The sequence below is a fragment of the Pseudomonas sp. WS 5010 genome, from assembly GCF_012985565.1.
Lineage (GTDB): Bacteria > Pseudomonadota > Gammaproteobacteria > Pseudomonadales > Pseudomonadaceae > Aquipseudomonas.
On sequence record NZ_JAAQWQ010000003.1, the window covers coordinates 582,486 to 604,282 of the forward strand.

The following is a 21,797-nucleotide window of genomic DNA, read 5'->3' on the forward strand; positions in this document are numbered from 1 at the left end:
GGCCGGCCCAGGTTCAGGTGCGCATCAGCGCCCGTTGCGTGCCCTCCGTCAACTGCCGGACCAGGCGGTTATGTTCGCTGGTTTCCAGGTCAACCAGTGCCTGGCGGCGCTCCAGAAATACCTGCGAACGCTTGTCCTGGAGTTCCCGATTCAACAGGCTGACCTTGTAGCTCACGGCTTGCTTGACCGTGATAAAAGGCTCCGGATGACTGTTGGCCAAATACTCAATCCAGAACTCACTCATCAAAATCGCCTCCTGCACGGCCGGTGATTGGCCGAGTCTGCGCAGGGTGCTGCGTGCCCGGCCCACCACCTCATCGGTGACATAGTCATCCACGGTGTACAGCAGCTCCAGCGGATAAAACGGCAATTTGAATTCACTGGCCAATTGGCTGCGCAGGTATACCGTGACCTCGGCCGGATCGACAGGCAGCCCGGCACGCTCGCGCTCGAGAATGAACTGGTCGGCAAAGTGGTCCAGTTGGTTGAGGTAGAAGCAACTCTCGGCCAATTCCAGCAACGCCCGGTCAGCCAGATAACTGCGCGGTTGCAACTTGGCCTGATGGATCCGGTGGTGCAGTTCCATGTTGGTAAAGGCCAGCAGCACACTGTCGCCGCAGTTGCCGGAGCCGTAGGTGTTGAGGCACACCGCGTTGCGCAGTTGCGTCGACTCGCCCATGGCCTGCAACAAGGTCCAGACTCGCTTGGTCAGGCCTGGCCTCAACTTTTTGTTGCGGTAGGCGTGCGTATTCTTCAGGTCACGCAGCACGCGGAATACATCATCGGCACTCGCCGTTTCATTGGCCTTGAGTTGTTCCCACAATTGTCGGCGCGGCGTTACGTCCTTCTCGGCGACGTCGGTCAGCCAGGTGTCGAAGTCATTGGGCGTCGCTGGGGCATGGGCGGGGGTGCGCAGTTGGCCACCCAGGCGAATACCGGTCTCGAGGTAGTAGCGGTCGATGCGTGCCAGGGTCTCGGCGGTCAGCGGGTTCTCATGCAAAAAGGTGTTGCGATTGGCGGCTTGCAGCCACGGGTTGGTGAACACTTCTTCGGGAATGGTGCTAATCGAGTTGGTCTGCAGGTGCAACTCCTCCAAAACCGGCAGGGCGCCGGCGCCGATCGGCCATTGGCTGATGCCGGTGTTGGCCAGGCGCAGGCGGCGTAGCCGGCTCATTTGGCTGACATCCGGGGTCAGGTCCAGGTCCGGATTATCGTTGAGGTCGAGGTGTTGCAGATTGACCATGCCGGCCAGGCGTTGCACGGCGTCTTCGGTCAGGCGAAGGTCGTTGTCGTTCAGGTCAAGGTGGTTGAGCGTGGTCATATCGGTGACCGCGCTGGGCAGTTCCGTCAGGTAACAATCCAGGCGCAGCACTGCGAGCCCGGTGAACTTGGTCAAAAAGTCCGGCCCCGAAGCGGGAAACGCGTTACCGGAAATCCGCAGGAATTGAATGTGATTGAAACCGCTGGTCCCGGTTATGAACGAGGCCGGTGGCAAGCCTTCGTCGTCCAGTTGCAACTCGAGTGACGGTACGTTGAACAGGCCGGCCATGTACACCGTGGAGGTTTCCCGGCGCCATGCCGCACACAGTTGGGAGGCGATATAGCGCCGCCTGCCCCGGCCGGTGCCCAACGGGTCGATCAGAGGGTTGTCGGCCGCCACAGGGGTTTCGCTCCAGCGCGTCAGTTGCGTATCCATGGCCTGGTACTCGGCTTTCAGCCGTTCCAGTTCGAGCAGTTTTTCCGGGTCGGTCATGTTCAACGCGCTCAGGAAGCTGCGTGCATCGGCATTGCCCAAGCGCGGGTACAGCTCCTGGACCTTGGCTACCAGGTTCGGCGGCCGTGGCCCGTGAAACGGCCAGAGGCGCTGCCACAGCGGGTACACCAGGAACGAACGATCCAGGCCCATGGGCGGTTGCATCCAGGGCTGCAAGTGCGGGATATCCAGCAGGCCCTTGATCTCCACGCGGCGAGCCAGGGCCTGCTCGGCGAGCTGGCGGCGCAACTCGGCAATCGCGCTGTCGGTGTCAGCCTCCAGCAACACCTGCTCGGCAGCGGACAAGGTGCTGAGAATGACCATCAGCAATCGGGTCGACGGTTGGCCGAGTGTCTTGCCGTGTTCGTCATAGGCCTGATATCCACGGTTGGTCCTGGCCACGGTCTTGCGTGACGAACCCGCCAGGTGGCCCGCTGTTTCCAGCAGGCGTCCCTGGTCGTCCCATTCGCGGATATCGACGCGCAGGTTCTTCGGCCAGGTCGGCAGCCGGCGCAGCAGGTACAGCGTGATCCGGTCGCTGTCGGCATTGGCGCAGGCGTCCACATACAAGCCTTCGAAGGCACGGTTGAGGCGCAAGTCATGGGTTGTCAGGCGCGCCTGTTCTGACAGGCGCAGGCTCAGTTGGTTTTTTTCATGCAGTTGCTTGAGTTCCCGCGGCGAGGCATGGCCGAGAATCGCCTTGACCGCGTTGTTCGGCAGCGCCGGGTACTGGGTCTTGACGGGGCGCTCCTGGGCGGTGGTTGCGGCCTCGCTGCGCTGGTACATGGATTCGAGGATTTGCCCACGCTCGCGCTCAGTGTATTCGACCATCCGGTTGATCAGTTGGACCAGGCGCTGTTCCAGGGTTTGCGGCAGCTCGCCGAGCAGGGCCAGGGCAAGGTCGTCGTCGGTGACGAGTTTTTCCAGGAGCCCTGGGCTCCTGATGTCCTGGTCGGTGACTTGTACCACCTTGGCCCCGGGTGCTTGGTTTGTTGGGTAGCGCAGGGGGCTGGCGCTGCCGACAATCTCCAGCACGTGGCTGGCGGGCCAGCCTGGCAGGCTGGTGAGGATCAGCAGGCGCAGGTCCGGGTTGGCGACCGAGGTGCTGGGCACCTGATAGAGCGAGACGATGAACTGGGTGATCTGCTGGTCCATCCTGAAGCGCTTACAGGTATCGGCAAGCATCGGCGGGGCCGGCCGGCCGCTGCGGTGGACCTGGCGCAGCACGTGGGCCGGGGTGTCGGTCAGGGCGATGATTTTCGCAGCTTCGCCCTCGTCGACCAGTTGGTGGTCACCCCCCAGGCGGTACAGCAGTCGATGCTCGTCCCATTCCATGGGGTTCTCGCTGGACAGACGCCAGGCCCCTTCACGGTTGTGTTCCAGGGTGGGCGTATCGACGCCAATCTTGTCCGGGTGCTTGAGCCGCCACCGGAAAACCCGCTGGTCATAGATGACGCGGTACAGCGAGCCAAACAACGGCAGGTAATGCTCGCCCTCATGGGAAAACAGCCCCTGGGTATCGGGCAGCAGTTTGGCCGGCAGAGACAGGGTGTGCTCGTATTGCTTCAGCGAACCGTCGGCCAGGCGCACATAGCCTTGCGGGTTGCGCTGGTCGCTCATGTACTTGCCCAGGGTGTTTCGCAGGCCTGGGGCGTCGGTCACGCTGGCCATGCCCAGCAGTTCCCGCTCATGGGGTTGCAACACCGAACCGATGGCCAGGTAGAAACTGTCGACGGCCGGTGTTACGGCGATCGTGCCCGCGTTGCGCATGTCATAGGCTTCATAGTGGCCGTCGCCGCTGTGGCGCAGCTCCACGGTGAGATCGTCAGGACCGCTGGAGCGATAGGGTTTGGCGATCCCGCCGTCGCGCACCTCGGTAATCACGAAGCCGCGCTGGAGCCGCTGGCGTACCAGGGCCGAGGCGAACTCCCTGGCCCATTGGTCGGCGTCGTTGTTGAATAACCGTGGGTGGTACAGGCCATCGATGGCCGCGTCGATGCGCAGGCAAGTGCGGTGGTTGTCCAGCAATTCACGAAAGGCGCCGGGCAGTTCCCCACCTTGCAGGTAGGCCCGTTGTTGGCGGGGTGTCAGCGGCTGTTGTTCCAGCAGCCGTTCCAGCAGGGCTGCAGACAAGGGGCGGTTGAGGTCGCGCAGTTTTTTCAGCAGCGGTGTGACGGCCACCAGCGGCGCGGAGGCCTTGACGGGCAGGAAGCGGCGCACAGCGGCGGGCGGCAGTTGCTCGGGTTTTTCATAGCCGGCGTAACTGACCAGCGCGGCAAACAGCGTCAGGCGCTCCTGGCGTGCCAGGGTGACCACGGCCTGGCGCACCGCCATGATCCGCTGGGCCGGTGTGGCATCGGGTTGGTTGCTCAGGCCCAGTTGCGAGGTGCCGGGTTGCAGGCTGATCACCAGGCCCAACAGCGGTTCGGCGCGGTAAGGCACCTGGCCGCTATCCTCTTCGCTTTGGTAGCTGCCGTCTTCGTTGCGGATGATCGTAATGGTCGTCGGCTCGAGCAGTGGCTGGGTGCTTTTGCCGAAGGTCTCGATCACGCTGCGCTGCGGATCGCGGATGCTCAGCAGGGCGGTGGCCGGCCATTCGGGCAACTGGGTCAGCAGGCACAACACTACGCTGTCGCCATAGGGCGGTAGATAACCGGCTTGATGGAAGCGCCCGATGATGTGCTGGATCAGTTGGTCGGCTTGCAGGCGCCGCACACCTTCGATCAGGTTCAACGGCGCCGGCTCGCCGTGCCATACCTTGTCGAGGGTTGCACGGGAGGTGGCGGTGCAGAGCAACATTTGCTCGAGGTCGAGCTGGGTGATGTTCGAGGAGTCGCCGGGCAGCATCTGTTGCAGCAACTGGGTATCCGACAGGGCCTGGGCGTTATGCAGGTCGAAGGTCCAGGCTTGCAGCGCCGGGTCGAACACGATGGGTGGCTTGTAGCTGCTGCGCCCGTTCTTGAGCACGTAGCGCTGGGTTTGCTGGTCGTGGGTGACTTCGGCGACCTGGGTCTGCTGTTCATGGTGCAGCTTGACGTACTGTTTGCCCTGCACGTCGAATACGCACAGGGCATCGGCAGTCTTGCCCTCCAGCAGGTAAGGCTCGTCATGGGCGTAGGGGTGCGCGTCAGGCTTCCACAGTTCATCGACCCCGTCGGGCCGCGTCACCTTGCGCGGGTTGCCCAGGCGCTGCAGGTGTTCGAGCATGCGCTGGCGATGGACCCTGCCGGCGATGCTGATCAGGCGCCCGCTGATGGCCAGGTCGGCGACATCGCTGAGGGTCGTGGCAAAGCTGCTGGCATCGCCCTTGGCTGCTTCATTCAGGCCCACGCTGACGCTGTAGGTCATGCTGCCCAGCACCGCCAGTTGCATCACCCGGTTCATTCCGGTGACTCCGCCGGGCAGGGGCGTGAGCAGCAGTTGCAGGACTTCGGCGGCGATGGCCGCAGCGGCGTCCTTGAGTGCTTGCCAATCGGCTTCGGAGCGGGTGTTGGCCAGGGTGTCCATATCGGCCTGGCAGCGCTGGACCTGCCGATAAGTCAGGGTTTGCAGCAGGGTTTCGGCGGGGCCTCTGGGTGGGTCGACGGTGAAGCGGATGTCGTCGAGGGTGCGTTCGGGGAAGGCTGCGTGAAACCCGTCGTACAGCTTGCCGGCCAGCCAGTTCAGGCCTTCGGGGCGCTTCTCCAGGGTCAGCAACGGCTTGAACACCGACAGCCCCACCAGCGGCAGTTGCCGGGCAAACCAGCCGAGGTCGTCCTGGCGATGGCTGTCGCACAGTTGCCGGCGAAAGTCGGCTTCTGCCGCGCGCGCGTCGGGGTGGTAGCGAAACGCACCGCCGGGGCGGAAAGGGAAATACGACAGCACCCCGAGGCTGGCCACGCGGATCAGCAGGAGCGGCACGGGAATGGCGCTCTCCCAGGGCACGAAGGGCACGGCGGCAATCGGGGTGACGCCCGAGGTCAGGCTCAGGCTCTCGACCGCCAGTGGCGGCCCGCTGCCATCGAGCGAGGCGGTGAGGCTTGCGTACACCGTTTGCGTCAGGCCGTTATGGGCGCGGTTGCGCCAGGCGTCCAGGGCATCGAACTGCAACAGGGCCTGCGCTGCCACCCCCATCAAGCGGCGCAGCGTACCCTGCTGATCGAGGGTGGCCTTGATCTTCACTTGCAGTTGGTGGCCCAGGTCCAGCTCGCGGGCGATGGCGATAAACTCCCGAGCCTTGAGACTGCGATCGCCGTCGGGGCCCACTACTTTGCTGGCGTCGACGAGGCTGTAGCCGGAGTCCTGGCGCAGGCCTGAGGTGAAGCCGAAGTTCACACAGGCTGCTTCCCACAGGGACATGCTCTTGACGTGTTCGATTTCGCGGTAATCGATATCGGAGCGGCGCGGCGTGCGGATGTGGCTGCCGGGCTGGCGATCCCAGGGTAAGGGTTGCTCGATTTTTTCAATGTAGGTGGTGTCGAAGCGGTACTGCTCGGGATCGCGCCCGCCGATCCGGCTGCGCAACTGCGCCAGGCCATCGGCCTTGAAGGAACGCACCACCCGTTCTTTTTCGCTTTCAACGGCCGCCAGTGCCGCGTGGGCCTGGCGTTGCAGTTGCACGAAACGCTGTTGTTCTTCGGTGTCCAGGCCCTGTAGGGCTTGGGTCACATTGCGCTGGATCAGCTCCAGCGCCTGTTGCTGGGCCCAGGAGGTGCTCGATTGCAGATTGCCAGACAGGCCGTTGAGTAAATGATGAGTCGGCATGCGCTCTACCTTTCACGATAAGTGGAAGGCAGATGGAAGCACTGCGCATGCGCGCCCGGGGCCTAACTATTTAACGGGCGGCCCTCACTGCGTTGGGCCTGGTTCAACTGCTTGTTGAACTCCAGCCACGCCGCCAGCCCGGCCATCAACACCAGGCCCAGCAGCGCACTGAATATCTGCATCGGCCAGGCGTCGTCGACCTGGGCGTTGAGCATGTCAGCCAGCGGCGCCAGCAGCACTCCCAGGCAGAACACCTCCAGGGAGTAGCGCCCCATGCGGCAGCTTTGTTGCGCCAGCCAGTTTTGCGTCCAGCCCCGGCCGGGCAGCAGCTTGGCGGTGACATAGGCCAGGGCCAGGAAGTGCAGCAGGCGTACCGGCGACAGGTCGGTCTTGCTGATGGGGTACAGCAGCTCGCTCAACACGGCCGGCATCACGGCATCGTGGATTTCGGGCCAGCGCCAGGACAGGGTGATCACCCCAGCCAGCAGCGTATAGGCCGCCGCGCCAAGAAACAGCGGCTGCCTGTGCAATGGCCGGGTTTGCGGTGTGCGGGGCATACCTGCGCGGATCGCCGCCGCACCGCCGAGGACGAACAGGAACTGCCAGGTCACCGGATTGAAGTACCACACGCCATCGGCAATCGCCGCCAGGTTCCAGCCCAGCCGTGGCGCCAGCAGGTACACCACCATCGACACCACTACCACCGCCAGGGGCTTGCGTACCAGCACCGGCAGCACCAGCGGCAAGCCCAGCAGCAACACGATATACAGCGGCAACGGGTCCATCAGGTTGGGCTTGAAGCGCAGCAGCAATTCATCGGTCAGGGCTTGTTGTGGGTTGGTGATGAAGTGGGTCAGGCCCATTTCCTGCACCAGGTCGCGGGTTTCTACCTTGCTGTTGGCGAAGAACACGATGCCCATCAGCATCGCCAGCAAAAAGATATGCACCACATACAACACCCAGGCGCGGCGCAGGATTTTCAGGCAGGCCATCGGGTAGCCTTCGCGCTGCAACACCTTGCTGTAGGCCAGTACCGAGGCGTAGCCGGCGAGGAACACAAAGACCTCGGCGGCGTCGCTGAAACCGAAATTGCGCAGGGTGATCTGACCGAGCGGGTTGTGGGGCACGTGATCCCAAAAAATGAAGATCAACGCCAGGCCCCGAAAAAAATCGATGCGCGGGTCGCGTCCGTTAAGCATGGCTGCGGGCTCTTGAACAAGTCGTTAAGTAATGACCCGGGATGGTCGGCAATGGTACGCGCCGTACGTCGGGCCGGCGCAGGTTGGCGGTATTTGTAAGCAATTGCAAAGGTTGGGTATTACTGAATGTCTCAATTGCCCGAAAGGGTCATGCCGTTGGTCGTATAAGCGCTGCTACCTGTTATTTCTGACAGTAGACGGGCTTTTGTGAGCATGGCTTGCTTGCCTATCGGCTGCGATAGGCAACGAGGCGTGATGGTGGCATGAGCAGACTATGGATAGGGTTCTCCAGCTATACGGTGATTGGCATCGCCAACACAGTGATCCACTGGCAGCTTTTTTTCGTGCTCCGGGCAGCGCTTGACCTGAGCCAGGCTTTGAGCAATTTCCTGGCGTTTTGCGTGGCGGCGAGCTTCTCGTTTTTTGTGAATGCCACGTTCACCTTTGGGGTATCCGCTTCGCTTGGCCGCTACCTGTTATTCATGCTGTGCCTGGGCTGCTTGAGTCTGGTGGTCGGCTGGATGGGTGACTACTGGCGATTGCCCGGCCTGGCCACGGTGGCGGTGTTTTCCCTCAGTAGCCTGTTGTGTGGCTTCCTGCTGTCCAAGTACCTGGTGTTTCGCAGGCCTGAATCATGAGGCTTTCTCTGATCGTGCCGTTGTTCAATGAAGAACTGGCGATCGAGCCGTTCTACCAGGCCATACGCCGCGAGCCATCGCTGCTGGAGCATGAGGTCGAGATCGTCTTTATCAACGATGGCAGCACCGACCGCACGCTGGAGATCGCCAGGGATATCGCGCTGCTTGATCGCAACGTGGTGCTGATCAACTTTTCGCGCAACTTCGGCAAGGAACCGGCGTTGTTTGCCGGCCTTGAGTACGCCAGTGGCGAGGCGGTGGTGCCGATGGACGCCGACCTGCAAGACCCGGTGGAGGTGGTTGCTTGCCTGATCGAGAAATGGCAGCAGGGCGCCGATGTGGTCCTGGCCAAACGCCGCGACCGCTCCAGCGATGGCTACCTAAAACGCCACAGCGCCTCGCTGTTCTACCACCTGCTCAATCGCATCGCTTACACCCATATCGAAGAAAACGTCGGCGACTTCCGCCTGATGGACCGCAAGGTGGTGGACGTGATCAAGGCGCTGCCAGAGCAGCAACTGTTCATGAAGGGCGTGTTGTCCTGGGCAGGGTTCACCGTGGCGATTGTCGAATATGACCGGGCCTCACGGGTGGCTGGCCAGAGCAAATTCAATGCCTGGAAGTTGTGGAACCTGGCGCTGGAGGGCATCACTTCGTTCAGTACCTTGCCGTTGCGGTTATGGAGTTACATCGGTGCCGGTATTTCGTTACTGGCGCTGGGGTATGCGGGGTATTTGATCATCGACAAGTTGCTGTTTGGCAATGAGGTGCCGGGGTATCCGTCGTTGATGACGGCGATCCTGTTTCTGGGGGGTGTGCAACTGATCGGAATAGGCATATTGGGGGAGTATGTGGGGCGGATCTATATGGAGGCTAAGCATCGGCCGAGGTATGTAGTGAAAGAAGTAGTTCGGAACATGGCTCGGAGGTAGGTGCGATGTGGAATCAAAGGGAGTTGAGCCGAAAAGAAATAATGATAGTGTTTGTAGTGCTTTCCTTCGCTTATATTTATCCACTTGTTCATGCGGACTATGCCTATGTCGATGATAATTGGCGAGCTTTGCATCAGGCGCAAGAAGCGTGGAAAAATCAAGGCCGGATCTTGCTTGAAGTGTTGCATAGGGTCTTGACGTTTACCGGTGGTACAACCAATATATTTCCTCTGCCGCTGTTGATATCTGTATTCGCACTTGCATTGGCCATGACGCGGTTGACCCTGTGGTATTTTACTCGCCCCTGTATTTTAAGTTGCCTGGTGGTGTTGCCCATTTTATGCAACCCCTTTTTCTTGGGCAATCTGACTTATCAGTTTGATGGTCCAGGCATGGTGTTGGCGGTTGTTGCGATCATTTATGCAATTACCTGCACTATTGAGCATGTGGTTTATCGGGGTTTTGCATCCGCATTATTGATAGCTATTTCATTGAGCTTGTACCAGCCCACCCTGTCGCTGTTTGTTGGCTTGAGCATTGTTGAATTCGTCTGTGGAGTAAAAAATAGGATTTCTACCGTTAAAGCTTTGTCATTAGCTACGCAGAGGTTTGTGCAACTGACTGTAGGAAGCCTGATCTATGCTCTGACTGCCTACCAGTTGACGGTGGATGGACGAGGAAACTTGAGTGTTTTTGACGCTAGATGGCTTGAGGTAGCGGGTCAAAAACTGATCTTCGCTATGGAACAGGTTGGTCTATTGGTTAACCCTGGGGCAATTTATTTTACTGTTTTGTTGCTGGTTGTCGCGACGTTTGCGTTTGTTTTATTTATGAAAAATATCGTTGATATGCCAGGAGGAGTACTCAGCAGAGTTATAGTGCTGGCTGTGTATTTGCTTGGTTTTCCAATATTGCTGTTAAGTATCCCTGGCGTCATGCTGTTTCTCGTGGAACCAAATCTGGATGCAAGAAATTACATCGGATTTTCCGCTGTCTTGATTCTTGTCTTGTATTTGAACTATGAGGTGCTGGGGCGAGCTTGGCTAGCCGCTCGATGGGTGTTGGTAGTTCCGGTGTTGTTCATGTTTGCCTTTTGTTATGCCTATGGTCAGGTAATTATCGCGAAAAAAGAGCTTGAGATGGCGATGGCTCAATACATTGCAAAAGACATTGTTTCGGAAAAACAGCTGGGATTGGTACCGGTATTTTATTTTGTAGGTCCACAAACGGGGGGTAACTGGCTACCTCGGGGGCACGATGCCATGACCTATATGCCAGCACTGAGGTATATTTTGAGTAATGCTAACGTCTTGCTGCATCCTCACTTTTTTCCTCGGTTGGGAATCAATAATGTTGTTGGCGGTAAGCGTGATGTTTTTAACAAGTTGGTTGCTTTAAATGGCGTGGGTTCGCCTGTGGTGGACAGTAAGTTCTATTCGATTTATGTGACCTCTGAAGGGGGATACATTGTCATGAAAGAAATACGCGATTCCGAAAACTACAATGACATCCCCTAGAGCCGCTGCCGAATCGATGATCGGCAGCGGGAGATTATTTAAAACCCATCCATCAACAACACCCGGCACGGCCTGGCCTGATACGCATTGATCTGCGGCACCAGGCGGGTGAAGTGTTCGGTCTGGCAGTGCGCATCCAGCGCGGCCTGGTCGGGCCATTGCTCGATAAAGATAAAGTGCCCCGGGTCTTTCTGGTCGATGAACAAGTCGTAGGCAATGCACAGCGGTTCCTGGCGGGTTTTTTCCACCAGTTCGGCGTACCAGGGGCGCACGGTGTCCAGGTGTTCGGGTTGGATAAAGTCTTCAGCAATAACTTTCAACATCAGATCGGTCCTTTAGGCAGCTTCTACTTCATGGGGCTCGAAACTGTCGGCTCGCGCCATCTGCCACATACGCGAATAAAACTCGCCGTTCACTTCGCCGGTCAGCAGTTCCCCCGGTTTTAAGAACACATGCAACTGCGAAAACAGCTTGATCTCGGTGGCCGACATGCGCCGCACCAGGTGCTTGGCCGACAATTGCGACGGATGATCCAGGCCGGCCGCCGCGAGCATTTCCGCCAGGGCCTTGAGGGTGTTGCGGTGGAAGTTGAACACCCGCTGGGCCTTGTCCGGCACCACCAGTGCGCGTTGGCGCAAAGGGTCCTGGGTGGCCACGCCGGTCGGGCATTTGTTGGTGTGGCAAGACTGCGACTGGATACAGCCGATGGCGAACATAAAGCCCCGGGCCGAGTTGGCCCAGTCGGCGCCGATGGCCAGCACGCTGGCGATATCGAAGGCGCTGACGATCTTGCCGCTGGCGCCCAGTTTGATCTTGTCGCGCAGGTTCAGGCCCACCAGGGTGTTGTGCACAAACAGCAGGCCTTCGCGCAGGGGCACGCCGATGTGGTCGGTGAATTCCACGGGCGCAGCGCCAGTGCCGCCTTCCTTGCCGTCGACCACGATAAAGTCCGGCAGGATCCCGGTTTCCAGCATGGCCTTGGCAATGCCCATGAACTCCCACGGGTGGCCCAGGCAGAACTTGAAGCCCACCGGCTTGCCGCCCGACAGCTCACGCAACTGGGCGATAAAGTGCATCAGTTCAATCGGCGTGGAAAACGCGCTGTGGCGGGATGGCGAGATGCAATCTTCGCCCATCAAAATGCCGCGGGTCTCGGCGATTTCCTTGGTCACCTTGTGCTTGGGCAGGATCCCCCCGTGGCCGGGCTTGGCGCCCTGGCTCATCTTGATTTCGATCATCCGCACTTGCGGGTTTTGCGCCTGCACGGCAAAGCGTTGCGGGTCGAAACGGCCGTCGCTGGTGCGGCAGCCGAAGTAGCCGCTGCCCAGCTCCCAAGTCAGGTCGCCGCCGTTTTCCCGGTGGTAGGCACTGATGCTGCCTTCGCCGGTGTCATGGGCGAAGTTGCCGAGCTTGGCCCCCTGGTTGAGGGCGCGGATGGCATTGGCGCTCAACGAGCCGAAACTCATCGCCGAGATATTGAACACCGACGCCGAATACGGCTGCGTGCACTGCGGGCCGCCGACCATCACGCGAAATGCGCTGGGGTCGCTCAACGGGGCCGGGCGCATGGAGTGGCCGATAAATTCGAAGCCGGACTGATACACGTCGATCAGGGTGCCGAAGGGTTTGTCGGCGCTTTCATTCTTGGCCCGCGAATACACCAGCGAACGCTGGGCCCGGGAGAAGGGCAGGGCATCGCTGTCGGACTCCAGCAGGTACTGGCGGATTTCCGGGCGGATGCCTTCCACCAGGTAGCGGATATTGCCCAGGATCGGGTAATTGCGGCGCACCGCGTGGGGGCTTTGCAGCAGGTCGAACACGCCGATCAAGCTGAGCACGCCGGTCACCAGGGTAAAGGGCCACAGCCATTCGTGTTGGATAAAGGGGAGGCTGGCGAGGGTGAAAATCACACACACGGCAAAGAATGCAAAACGGCTAAGCAACGACAGGCTCATACGGTTTCCTTGGGTTCGGACTCTTTCTAACCTGCGGGAGCCGGCTGGCCGGCAATGGCGTTTTCGATCGCGCTATCGCTGGCAAGCCAGCTCCTGCAAGGATCTCCAGGCTATGGATGCCTGTGCTCTCACGGAGTCCCAGCTTACGGGCGAGTTCCTTGCCGGGGCAACCACATAGAACCCGGGCTTCTATCGGTATTGCAATACGTTCTCGTTTAGGTGCATTATTTGTGTTATTGTATAACGTATTGATTCTGCTCAAACGCCCCGGAGGCCCTATGAAAGCTGGTATCCATCCCGACTACCGCACCGTGCTGTTCCACGATACTGCCGCCGATGTGTTTTTCCTGATCGGCTCCACAGTCGACACGGACCGCACCTACCAACACAGCGATGGCAACACTTACCCCTATATGGCCCTCGACGTGTCCAGCGCATCCCACCCGATCTACACCGGCCAGCAGCGCAAGACCCAGGTCGAAGGACGGATCGCTGGCTTCAACAAGCGCTTCGCCTCGTTCAGTTCGTCCGGCAAAGCAGCTGAGGCCTAAGGGGCTTAAGGCACACTGGTGGCAAATGGCATCATTTAGCCACTATCGACTGAAAACTGACTAAACTACTAGGTAATAGCCAGGAGGCTGTTACCTTGACCGTAGGAAGCGCACACCGACGCGACTAGATCCGAGGTGTCCCGTGGGAGAGTCAGTTACCTTTTCTGAAACCGATCGTCCCGTGGTGCTGTTGATCGACACCCACCCGGACGTGCATGACCGCCTCGCGCAGTTGCTGCGCCTGGAGCCCTTTGAACTGTGCAGCGCCACCACGGCGGCCGAGGCCCTGGCCATTCTGGCGCGCCAGCCCGTGGACCTGGTGATGAGTGCCGCACGCCTGCCGGATATGGACGGGGCCACGCTGCTGGCGCAGATCCATCACGCCTATCCCCAAACGGTGCGCCTGTTGTTGACCGGCGAGACTGACCTGACCCTGATCATCAAGGCGATCAACGAAGGGCAGATCTACCGCTACCTGAGCAAACCCTGGAAGGATGAAGAACTGCTGCTGGCCCTGCGTCAGTCCCTGGCCCACCAGCATTCCGAACGGGAGCGCCTGCGTCTTGAGCAACTGATCCGCCAGCAGAACGAGGAGCTCAAGCAACTCAATGCATCCTTGGAAAAACGCGTGGTTTCGCGCACCAGTGAATTGCAGCAGACCGCCGACATGCTCGACCTGGCCTACGAAGAACTCAAGCACAGCTACGCCACCGGCACCGAGGTGTTCTCGCTGCTGGCCAACCTGCGCCTGCCGCGCAGCAAGCAGACCAATCGGCAGATCATCGAGCTGGTCCGCACCTGGTGCGTGCTCCATGGCCTGGACGATGCCAGCAGCCGCGACCTGACCATGGCTGCGGCGCTGTACAACATCGGCAAGTTGAGCTGGAGCGACAGCATGATGGTCGCGCCCTCGGACTTGCTGCACAGCACCGACCGCGAGCGCTTTCGCGAGTACTCCACACAGAGCGAGTCGCTGTTGATGACCCTGGAGCCGATGAAGGACGCCGCGCGGCTGATCCGCCATCACCAGGAACGCTGGGACGGCAGTGGTTTCCCCGACCATCTCAAGGGCGAGGCAATTCCCTTTGGCTCGCGCCTGCTAAAGCTGGCGGTGGACTTTATCGAACTGCAGCGCGGCCTGATCCTTGAGCGGCAGATGAACAGCGACGAGGCGCTGCTGTACATCCGCAAATACGCCGGGCGCCTGTATGACCCGGACATGGTCGAAGACTTCGTCCAGGCCTGCGCGGCCTTCCTCAGCGACGTGACCCTGGGCGACCCGATGGTCAAGGTGCTCGGCACTCGCGAGCTGGCCGAAGGCATGGTCTTGGCGCGCAACCTCAATGCCGACAACGGCATGCTGCTGCTCAACGCCGGCAAGGTGCTGAACCTGCCGCTGGTGGACAAGTTGATCGCCTTTGAAGCCATGGAGGGCGCCAAGTACAGCGTGTTCATCAAGGAAGCCGAGTAACCCGAAACTCTGTAGGAGCCGGCAAGCCGGTTCCTACATTCATTGCGAGGAACAGGGCAGCCGTGTGATCCTTTGCGCCCTTTACTCCAAGGCGTTTTTTTCATGTCCAAGACCATCCGTATCGCCGCCGCCCTGTTGATCGGCAGCGACGGCCAGACTCTGCTGGTGCGCAAGCGCGGCACCCAGGCCTTCATGCAGCCGGGCGGCAAGATCGACGCGGGCGAGCAACCGGCGCAGGCCCTGGCGCGTGAGCTGCACGAAGAACTTGGTCTGCGGATCGACCCGGCAGCGGCGCAGTACCTTGGCCACTTCTCGGCGCCAGCGGCCAATGAGCCGGGGTTTACCGTGGAGGCCGAGTTGTTTGAAGTACGGATCGATGTGCCGGTGACACCCGCCGCCGAGATCGAAGAAGTGCGCTGGATCGACCCGGCCGGCGATGGCGGCCTGCAGTTGGCGCCCTTGACACGTGACCTGATCCTGCCGTTCTATCGCGCATCGCTGACTACCACAGCCTGAACTGTCAGGCGCAAAGGACTGAGCCGTGATCCCCCTCAATGACCTGCTGATTTTTGCCGCCGCCTCGCTGCTACTGGTGCTGACACCCGGCCCGAACATGATCTATTTGATCTCCCGTTCGATCTGCCAGGGCCGCAAGGCCGGGGTGACGTCGTTGCTGGGGGTGGTCGCGGGGTTTTTTGTACACCTGTTTGCCGCCGCTGCCGGTTTGACCGCGGTGTTTCTTACGGTGCCGGTGGCCTATGAAGTCCTGAAGTGGGCCGGCGCGCTGTACCTGCTGTGGCTGGCCTGGCAGGCGGTGAAACCGGGCGCGCGTTCGCCGTTCGAGGCCCAGCAACTGCCCGCCGACTCACCGCGCAAGCTGGTGACCATGGGCTTTTTGACCAGTGCGCTGAACCCGAAAATCGCGGTGTTCTACCTGTCGGTATTCCCGCAGTTCATCACCCCGGAGCACGGCTCGGTCTTCACCCAGAGCCTGATGCTGGGCTTTACCCAGATCAGCGTCAGCTTTGTGGTCAACCTGCTGATCTCGCTGTGCGCCGCCAGCATCGCCGCCTGGTTTATCCACAACCCCACGTGGTTGGCGGTGCAGCGTTACTTCATGGGGTTTGTGCTGGCCGCCCTGGCGGTGCGCCTGATGCTGGAGCAACGGCGTAGCGCGTGAGCCGTCACCGCACTGCGCTGACCCCATCCAGGGTCGAAAACGACGTGTCCTTGGCCGTCAGCAAAAAGTCGCGCATGTACGGCGCATCCAGCATATCTGCGCGGATCCCGGCGTACAGCGTGGCAAACAGACCCTTCTCCCCCAGCCGCTTGGCCTTCACATAACCCCGCGAGCTGTACTCGTGCAGCGCCCAGTGGGGCATGCCACACACGCCGCGTCCGCTGGCCACCAGTTGCATCATCATCACCGTCAGCTCCGAGGTGCGCACCTGGGCGGGTTCGACGTCGGCCGGTTCCAGGAAGCGAGTGAAGATGTCCAGGCGGTCGCGCTCCACCGGGTAGGTAATCAAGGTTTCGCTGAGCAAATCCTCGGGCACGATGTATGGCTTGTTCGCCAGGGCGTGCTGGTTGGCCACGGCGAGCATCGCTTCATAGGTGAACAACGGCACATAGGTGATGCCCGCCAGCTCTAGCGGGTCGGAGGTCACCACCAGGTCCAGGTCGCCACGGGCCAGGGCTGGCAGCGGGGCGAAGGCAAAGCCGGAGGCCAGGTCCAGCTCGACTTCCGGCCAGGCATCGCGGAACTGGTCGATGGTCGGCATCAGCCACTGGAAGCAGCTGTGGCATTCGATCGCCATATGCAGGCGCCCGGCAGTACCGCCGGCCAGGCGCGCAATATCCCGTTCGGCACCGCGCAGCAGCGGCAGGGTGGCATCCGCCAGTTGCAGCAGGCGCAGGCCGGCGCTGGTGAAGCGCACCGGCTTGGTCTTGCGCACAAACAGCGGCATGCCCATGCGCTCTTCCAGCTCCTTGAACTGGTGGGACAACGCCGACTGGGTCAGGTGCAGGCGCTCGGCGGCTTCCACCAGGCTGTCGGCTTCGCGCAAGGCGTGCAGGGTCTTGAGATGACGGATTTCGAGCACGGGCTCTCCATGAAGACAATTTGTGACAAGTTCGGATAGCGTGAGTTTGTCTCATGTTGGCAAATCTGTCGACCATGACCGCTGGGCGCTCTTCATCAAACTGTCACGTAACTGTGGCAGCGCGCTTGAACAAACTTCATCAGACTCGCGCTCTACTGGGGTTCTGCGTTTCGGTGTTTTTCATGCGCGTGTTGCTTTTACTGGCTGCCTTACTGGTCGGCCTGCCGTCTTTTGCGGCGTCTCGATGTGATGTCAATGTCCCGACTGAGCGGGTCGACCTGGACCAGGTGAGCCTGGCGTACCAGAGCATTGGCCGTGCTTCTGACCCAGCGTTGCTGCTGGTGATGGGCTTGGGCGGGCAGTTGATCCATTGGCCGGACGAGGTGGTGGTCGCCCTGTGCCAACAAGGTTTTCGGGTGATCCGCTACGACAACCGCGACGTCGGCCTGTCCACATGGCGCCAGGCCCCGGCCAGCGCCAACCTGACCTTTGAAGTGTTGCGCTACAAACTCGGCCTGCCGGTGGCCGCGCCCTACACCCTGACCGACATGGCCGACGACGCCCTGGGATTGATGGATGCGTTGCAGGTGCGCCAGTTCCATGTGCTGGGCGCGAGCATGGGTGGGATGATCGCCCAGCACCTGGCGGCCATGGCCCCGCAGCGCGTGGAAAGCCTGACCCTGATCATGACCAGCTCCGGTGCCGAAGGCCTGCCTGCACCGAATGCCGCGCTGGTACAACTGTTGTCACGGCGCAGTGCGCCCAACCGCGAAGTGGCCCTGGAGCAGCAGGCCGACTTGCTGGCGGCCCTGGGCAGCCCCGAGGTCAAGGATGATCGCCAGGCGTTGTTGCAGCAGGCTGCGCAGTCCTATGACCGGGCGTTCAATCCCGAGGGTGTGAAGCGCCAGATCATGGCGATCCTTGCCGAACCGAGCCGCGTGCCATTGCTCAACCAACTGCGGGTGCCAACCCTGGTAGTGCATGGCACGGCCGACCCATTGCTGCCGGTGATGCACGGCGTGCACCTGGCGGCGCATATCCAGGGCAGCCAGTTGCGCTTGATCCCGGGTTTGGCCCATCGGTTCCAGGAAGCGTTCAAGGCGCCGTTGCTGGCGGCGGTGTTGCCGTACCTGCAAGCCCACCGTGAAGAGGCGGCGCATTGGGCGCAGGTTGAACCGCTGGCCCCCGCCAAGGTTTTATGACGGCCGCGTAGAGGTGTATGGTGCGACCTTTATGGCGTGTAATGCCTGCGAGGTTGCCTGAATGAGTACTTCCCTGAAAATCGATTTCGTCAGCGACGTGTCCTGCCCCTGGTGCGTCATCGGCCTGCGCGGCCTGACCGAGGCCCTGGACCAGCTGGGCGCCGAAGTGCAGGCCGAGATCCACTTCCAGCCGTTCGAACTGAACCCGAACATGCCTGCCGAAGGGCAGAATATCGTGGAGCACATCAGCGAGAAATACGGCTTCACTGCCGAAGAGTCCCAGGCCAACCGCGCGCGCATCCGCGACCTGGGCACCGCGTTGGGCTTTGCGTTCCGTACCGATGGCCAAAGTCGTATCTACAACACCTTCGACGCCCATCGCCTGCTGCATTGGGCTGGGCTTGAGGGCTTGCAGTACAACCTCAAGCACGCGTTGTTCAAGGCTTACTTCAGCGATGGCCAGGACCCGTCCGACCACGCCACGCTGGCAATCATTGCCCAGAGCGTTGGCCTGGACCTCAAGCGCGCAGCCGAGATTCTGGCTTCGGACGAGTACGCCGCAAAGGTGCGCGAGCAGGAGCAACTGTGGGTATCGCGCGGGGTGAGTTCGGTGCCGACCATCGTGTTCAACGACCAGTACGCGGTCAGCGGCGGACAGCCGGCTGAAGCGTTTGTGGGGGCGATCCGCCAGATCATCAACGAAGCCAAAAGCTAACAAACACCACCGGCCAAAGGTGGGAGCGGGCTTGCCCGCGAAAGCGGTATATCAGCTAAGTATCTCTTAACTGACCCACCGCCTTCGCGAGCAAGCCCGTTTCCACATTGGCTCCTGGCCCATCCCTTGCATTACCCCCCTAAAGCCCAGCCGGCGTGCGGTTGGGCACTGCCAAGGGGTGAAACATTACCTTGAATATTCTCGATCTCGACCACAGCCTCACAGCCCAGGCACCCATCGCCCGGCGTCTGGCCAGTGGTCAGGCCACGCGCCTGGATTTGCTCGACCTGGGCCCGAAACTGCGCCTGTGGTCCACCGAAAAAACCTGGAAACGCTTTGCCCAGCGCCTGGCCCAACGGCCCCGGCCGAGCACGGCGCGGCCGGAAATCTTCTTTGTCGGCTCCGGCGACTACCACCACCTGACCCCGGCCTTTCTCGCCGAAGTGCAAGAGCCGATCAGCCTGATCCACTTCGACAACCACCCCGACTGGGTACGCCTGGCCCCGCGCCGGCACTGCGGCTCGTGGGTCAACCAGGCCCTGAAGATGCCGGCGATCAAGCGCATCGTCACCCTCGGCCCGTGCAGCGATGACCTGCACAACCCGCAACTGCGTGGCGGCAATCTTGGCGCCCTGAAGCGCGGGCACCTGCAGTTGTTTCCCTGGCAGCACGCGCCGTCGAAAGTCTGGGGCCGGGTTGGGGATGGCGCCGGCCATGCACAGCAGGAAAACCACCTGCACTGGCGCAACCTCGCTGAGCTCGACTGGCCTGCATTCCTTGAGCAAATGATCGCCAGCCTGCCCACCGAGGCGGTATGGATCACCCTCGACAAGGACGTGCTGGCCAGCGAAGACGCGGCCACCAATTGGGACCAGGGCGGCATGCGCCTGACGCACCTGTTGCAAGCCCTGCGTGCGTTGGCGGCGAGCAAGCGGATTATTGGCATCGACGTGTGTGGCGAGTTTGCCCGGCCTGCGTTCAGCAACGCGTTCAAACGCTGGGAAGCCAAGTCCGACCAGCCACCGGCCGAACGCTGGAGCGACGACGACCTGCTGCGTAACGCGACCACCAATGAAGCGTTGATCAACCTGTTCGAGGAGCTGTTTCCGTGACCCTGACCGTGGTGTTGTTGGTGGCCATTTCCATCGTGCTCGACGTGATCGGCCAGTTGTGTTTCAAACTGGGCCTGGACCGCTTGCCGGAGCTTTCCGGCGGGTTTCGCCTGAGTGCCTTCTGGGGCCAGGTGTTCAATGCGCCGTTGCTGTGGGCGGGCATCGGCGCCTATGTCATCGAATTTTTCGTCTGGCTCGAAGCCTTGTCCCGTGCGCCGTTGAGCCTGCTGTTCCCGGCCGCCGCGCTGGCCTATTGCGGGGTGGTGCTGGCGGGCAAAGTGGTACTGGGCGAAACCGTCAGCCGCCGGCGCTGGTTGGGCACGATGGTGATTACCGCCGGCGTGATGTTGGTGGCTGTAGCAGGAGCACAATCATGAGTGCGCAAGAGATGACTATCCGTCCGGTTGGCTGGCTGCATGGGCGCCTGGGCACGGTCGTGTTATGGGCGTTGTTGATCCTCACCGAAAGCGCCGGGCAGCTGTTTACCAAGGTGGCCGGCGATCAGATAGGGCAGATGGATTTCAGTTGGCAGTGGTTGGCGGCGGTGGCGGTCAACCCGGGGATCCTGGCGGCGATTGCCTGCTATATCGGCGCGTTCTTTGTGTGGATGCTAATCCTGCGACGCAGCAGCCTGTCCCTGGCCTTCCCCTTGAGCTCGCTGGTGTTTGTGGTGGTGTTGCTCGGCTCCTGGCTGGGGTTGGGCGAGCACATCAGCTTGCTGCATTGGGTGGGCGTGGTGGTGATTATTGGCGGGATTGCACTGCTGGCCGAGGGCGAAGAAAACTGAGTGCCCTGTGAAATACGGACTAAATGTGTGAGCGGGCTTGTGTGGGAGCTGGCTTGCCTGCGATGCAGGCGCCTCGGTGTCTCAGTTACACCGCGGTGAGGCTATCGCAGGCAAGCCAGCTCCCACATTTTGATGGGTGTCGCCCTTGAGACAATCAATCGAAGGTATAGCTGATCGCCGTCTGCACCTGTCCCTGGTTGACCTCGCCGGTCTGGCGCACGATGCTGCTGTCGGCCGCCGATCCCAGCAGATGCACCCAACTGGCACTGGTCAGTAACGTCCACTTCGGTGCCAGGGGGATCTGCACGCTCTGGGTCAGGGTCAGGTTCTGGAACCCGCCGCTGGCGCTGTACGGACGGATCCCGGAGTCTGTCGCCTCATGCTCATCCACCCCGAAAAACGTCTGGGCCTGGCGGCCGTCGGCAAAATGCGCGACCAGGCCTGTGCTGCCAATCACTGCGCCGCCCAGCGGGTAGCCCAACTCCCCACCCAACTTGCCGAGCACGCCGCTCTGCTCGCGGGCACCGCCCACAGCCCGGCCCAGTTGCGCATAGACACGCCAGAAGTCGGCAGGCGCGTACTGGATAAACCCGCCGACCTCGGCCATGTCCGACACATCCCGCAAGCCCTGTAGCGGCCCGTTGGCCGTGCGTCCCGGCAGGTAATTGAGGTACGGCCCGGCACTCAAGCCATTGCTGTCGAGCACGCGCCAGGTCAGGCCGTCATCGGTATCGAGGCTGACATCTCCCCAATCCAGGTCGAAGTAAGGCACAGGCACGGTCTGATAACGACTGGCGGCGGGTTCCCGTGGCTGATAGCTCAAGCCCAGGCCCACCTCGCCGCTGATGCCGGCCGCCGCTGCCGAGTCCATCCACAGCCCCAGGACGCCGGCGAATACCAGCGAAGTCACCCTGAACATATTGCTTGCTCCTCTTGCAAAACATGCGCGCATGAACGCGCAGGCGCGGGGGCTTGTGCAAGCACTCATGTTGTTTGTAGCGACCTACAAAATTTGTAGCTTCGCCGCAGCCTTTATCACCCATCCATGCCCACGAGCCCCAGCCCTGCTGGGTTTTGTACACTTGGCACAGTCCCTGCTCTAACCCTGGTACAAGCGCAT

18 protein-coding genes are annotated in these 21,797 nt (G+C 61.1%); 12 read left to right on the forward strand and 6 right to left on the reverse strand.

Going from position 1 to position 21,797, the window contains the following annotated elements; translation table 11 throughout:
• Nucleotides 1-13: 13 nt before the first annotated feature.
• Nucleotides 14-6,496, reverse strand: a complete 6,483-nt coding sequence (locus HBO11_RS11525) for an NEL-type E3 ubiquitin ligase domain-containing protein (protein WP_169954480.1) — start codon at nt 6,494-6,496, stop codon at nt 14-16.
• 62 nt (nt 6,497-6,558) lie between these two features.
• On the reverse strand, nt 6,559-7,695 hold the full coding sequence (locus HBO11_RS11530) for an OpgC domain-containing protein (RefSeq protein WP_169954479.1): 1,137 nt from the start codon (nt 7,693-7,695) through the stop codon (nt 6,559-6,561).
• Nucleotides 7,696-7,958: 263 nt separating this feature from the next.
• Here HBO11_RS11530 and HBO11_RS11535 point away from each other — a divergent pair, with 263 nt between their 5' ends.
• From HBO11_RS11535 to HBO11_RS11545, 3 genes are read left to right on the forward strand one after another with little or no spacing between them, the layout of a single operon-like run.
• Nucleotides 7,959-8,333, forward strand: a complete 375-nt coding sequence (locus tag HBO11_RS11535) for a GtrA family protein (protein ID WP_169954478.1) — start codon at nt 7,959-7,961, stop codon at nt 8,331-8,333.
• Complete coding sequence (locus HBO11_RS11540; protein ID WP_169954477.1) at nt 8,330-9,265, forward strand: glycosyltransferase family 2 protein; 936 nt, start codon at nt 8,330-8,332, stop codon at nt 9,263-9,265. The genes HBO11_RS11535 and HBO11_RS11540 overlap by 4 nt, the downstream gene beginning before the upstream one ends.
• A gap of 23 nt (nt 9,266-9,288) precedes the next feature.
• The gene (locus HBO11_RS11545; protein ID WP_169954476.1) at nt 9,289-10,782 is read left to right on the forward strand and encodes a glucosyltransferase domain-containing protein; all 1,494 of its coding nucleotides are present in this window, start codon (nt 9,289-9,291) and stop codon (nt 10,780-10,782) included.
• Between the two features lie 38 nt (nt 10,783-10,820).
• Here the strand turns inward: HBO11_RS11545 and HBO11_RS11550 are convergent, their stop codons facing one another.
• Complete coding sequence (locus HBO11_RS11550) at nt 10,821-11,105, reverse strand: putative quinol monooxygenase (protein ID WP_169954475.1); 285 nt, start codon at nt 11,103-11,105, stop codon at nt 10,821-10,823.
• A gap of 12 nt (nt 11,106-11,117) precedes the next feature.
• The gene (locus HBO11_RS11555) at nt 11,118-12,737 is read right to left on the reverse strand and encodes an FMN-binding glutamate synthase family protein (RefSeq protein ID WP_170058885.1); all 1,620 of its coding nucleotides are present in this window, start codon (nt 12,735-12,737) and stop codon (nt 11,118-11,120) included.
• 278 nt (nt 12,738-13,015) lie between these two features.
• Here HBO11_RS11555 and HBO11_RS11560 point away from each other — a divergent pair, with 278 nt between their 5' ends.
• The 4 genes from HBO11_RS11560 (at nt 13,016) to HBO11_RS11575 (ending at nt 15,939) form a co-directional block, all read left to right on the forward strand.
• On the forward strand, nt 13,016-13,288 hold the full coding sequence (locus HBO11_RS11560) for a type B 50S ribosomal protein L31 (protein ID WP_169954473.1): 273 nt from the start codon (nt 13,016-13,018) through the stop codon (nt 13,286-13,288).
• Between the two features lie 142 nt (nt 13,289-13,430).
• Complete coding sequence (locus tag HBO11_RS11565; protein WP_169954472.1) at nt 13,431-14,759, forward strand: HD domain-containing phosphohydrolase; 1,329 nt, start codon at nt 13,431-13,433, stop codon at nt 14,757-14,759.
• Nucleotides 14,760-14,861: 102 nt separating this feature from the next.
• On the forward strand, nt 14,862-15,275 hold the full coding sequence (locus HBO11_RS11570) for an NUDIX domain-containing protein (RefSeq protein ID WP_169954471.1): 414 nt from the start codon (nt 14,862-14,864) through the stop codon (nt 15,273-15,275).
• 25 nt (nt 15,276-15,300) lie between these two features.
• Nucleotides 15,301-15,939, forward strand: a complete 639-nt coding sequence (locus HBO11_RS11575; RefSeq protein WP_169954470.1) for a LysE family translocator — start codon at nt 15,301-15,303, stop codon at nt 15,937-15,939.
• A gap of 4 nt (nt 15,940-15,943) precedes the next feature.
• Here the strand turns inward: HBO11_RS11575 and metR are convergent, their stop codons facing one another.
• Nucleotides 15,944-16,861 carry a transcriptional regulator MetR gene (gene metR, locus HBO11_RS11580; protein WP_032859924.1) on the reverse strand — a complete coding sequence of 306 codons (918 nt, stop codon included), beginning with the start codon at nt 16,859-16,861 and terminating at the stop codon, nt 15,944-15,946.
• 182 nt (nt 16,862-17,043) lie between these two features.
• Here metR and HBO11_RS11585 point away from each other — a divergent pair, with 182 nt between their 5' ends.
• From HBO11_RS11585 to HBO11_RS11605, 5 genes are all read left to right on the forward strand, one after another.
• Nucleotides 17,044-18,063 carry an alpha/beta hydrolase gene (locus HBO11_RS11585; protein ID WP_169954469.1) on the forward strand — a complete coding sequence of 340 codons (1,020 nt, stop codon included), beginning with the start codon at nt 17,044-17,046 and terminating at the stop codon, nt 18,061-18,063.
• Between the two features lie 61 nt (nt 18,064-18,124).
• The gene (locus tag HBO11_RS11590; protein ID WP_169954468.1) at nt 18,125-18,778 is read left to right on the forward strand and encodes a DsbA family oxidoreductase; all 654 of its coding nucleotides are present in this window, start codon (nt 18,125-18,127) and stop codon (nt 18,776-18,778) included.
• A gap of 191 nt (nt 18,779-18,969) precedes the next feature.
• On the forward strand, nt 18,970-19,890 hold the full coding sequence (locus tag HBO11_RS11595; protein ID WP_170041821.1) for an arginase: 921 nt from the start codon (nt 18,970-18,972) through the stop codon (nt 19,888-19,890).
• Nucleotides 19,887-20,267, forward strand: a complete 381-nt coding sequence (locus tag HBO11_RS11600; protein WP_169954466.1) for a transporter — start codon at nt 19,887-19,889, stop codon at nt 20,265-20,267. The genes HBO11_RS11595 and HBO11_RS11600 overlap by 4 nt, the downstream gene beginning before the upstream one ends.
• Nucleotides 20,268-20,278: 11 nt before the next feature.
• Complete coding sequence (locus HBO11_RS11605; RefSeq protein WP_169954565.1) at nt 20,279-20,677, forward strand: EamA family transporter; 399 nt, start codon at nt 20,279-20,281, stop codon at nt 20,675-20,677.
• Between the two features lie 154 nt (nt 20,678-20,831).
• Here HBO11_RS11605 and HBO11_RS11610 read toward each other — a convergent pair whose 3' ends face one another.
• A complete protein-coding gene (locus tag HBO11_RS11610; RefSeq protein ID WP_169954465.1) occupies nt 20,832-21,596 on the reverse strand; it encodes a MipA/OmpV family protein in 765 nt (254 codons plus the stop codon).
• Nucleotides 21,597-21,797 lie beyond the last annotated feature (201 nt).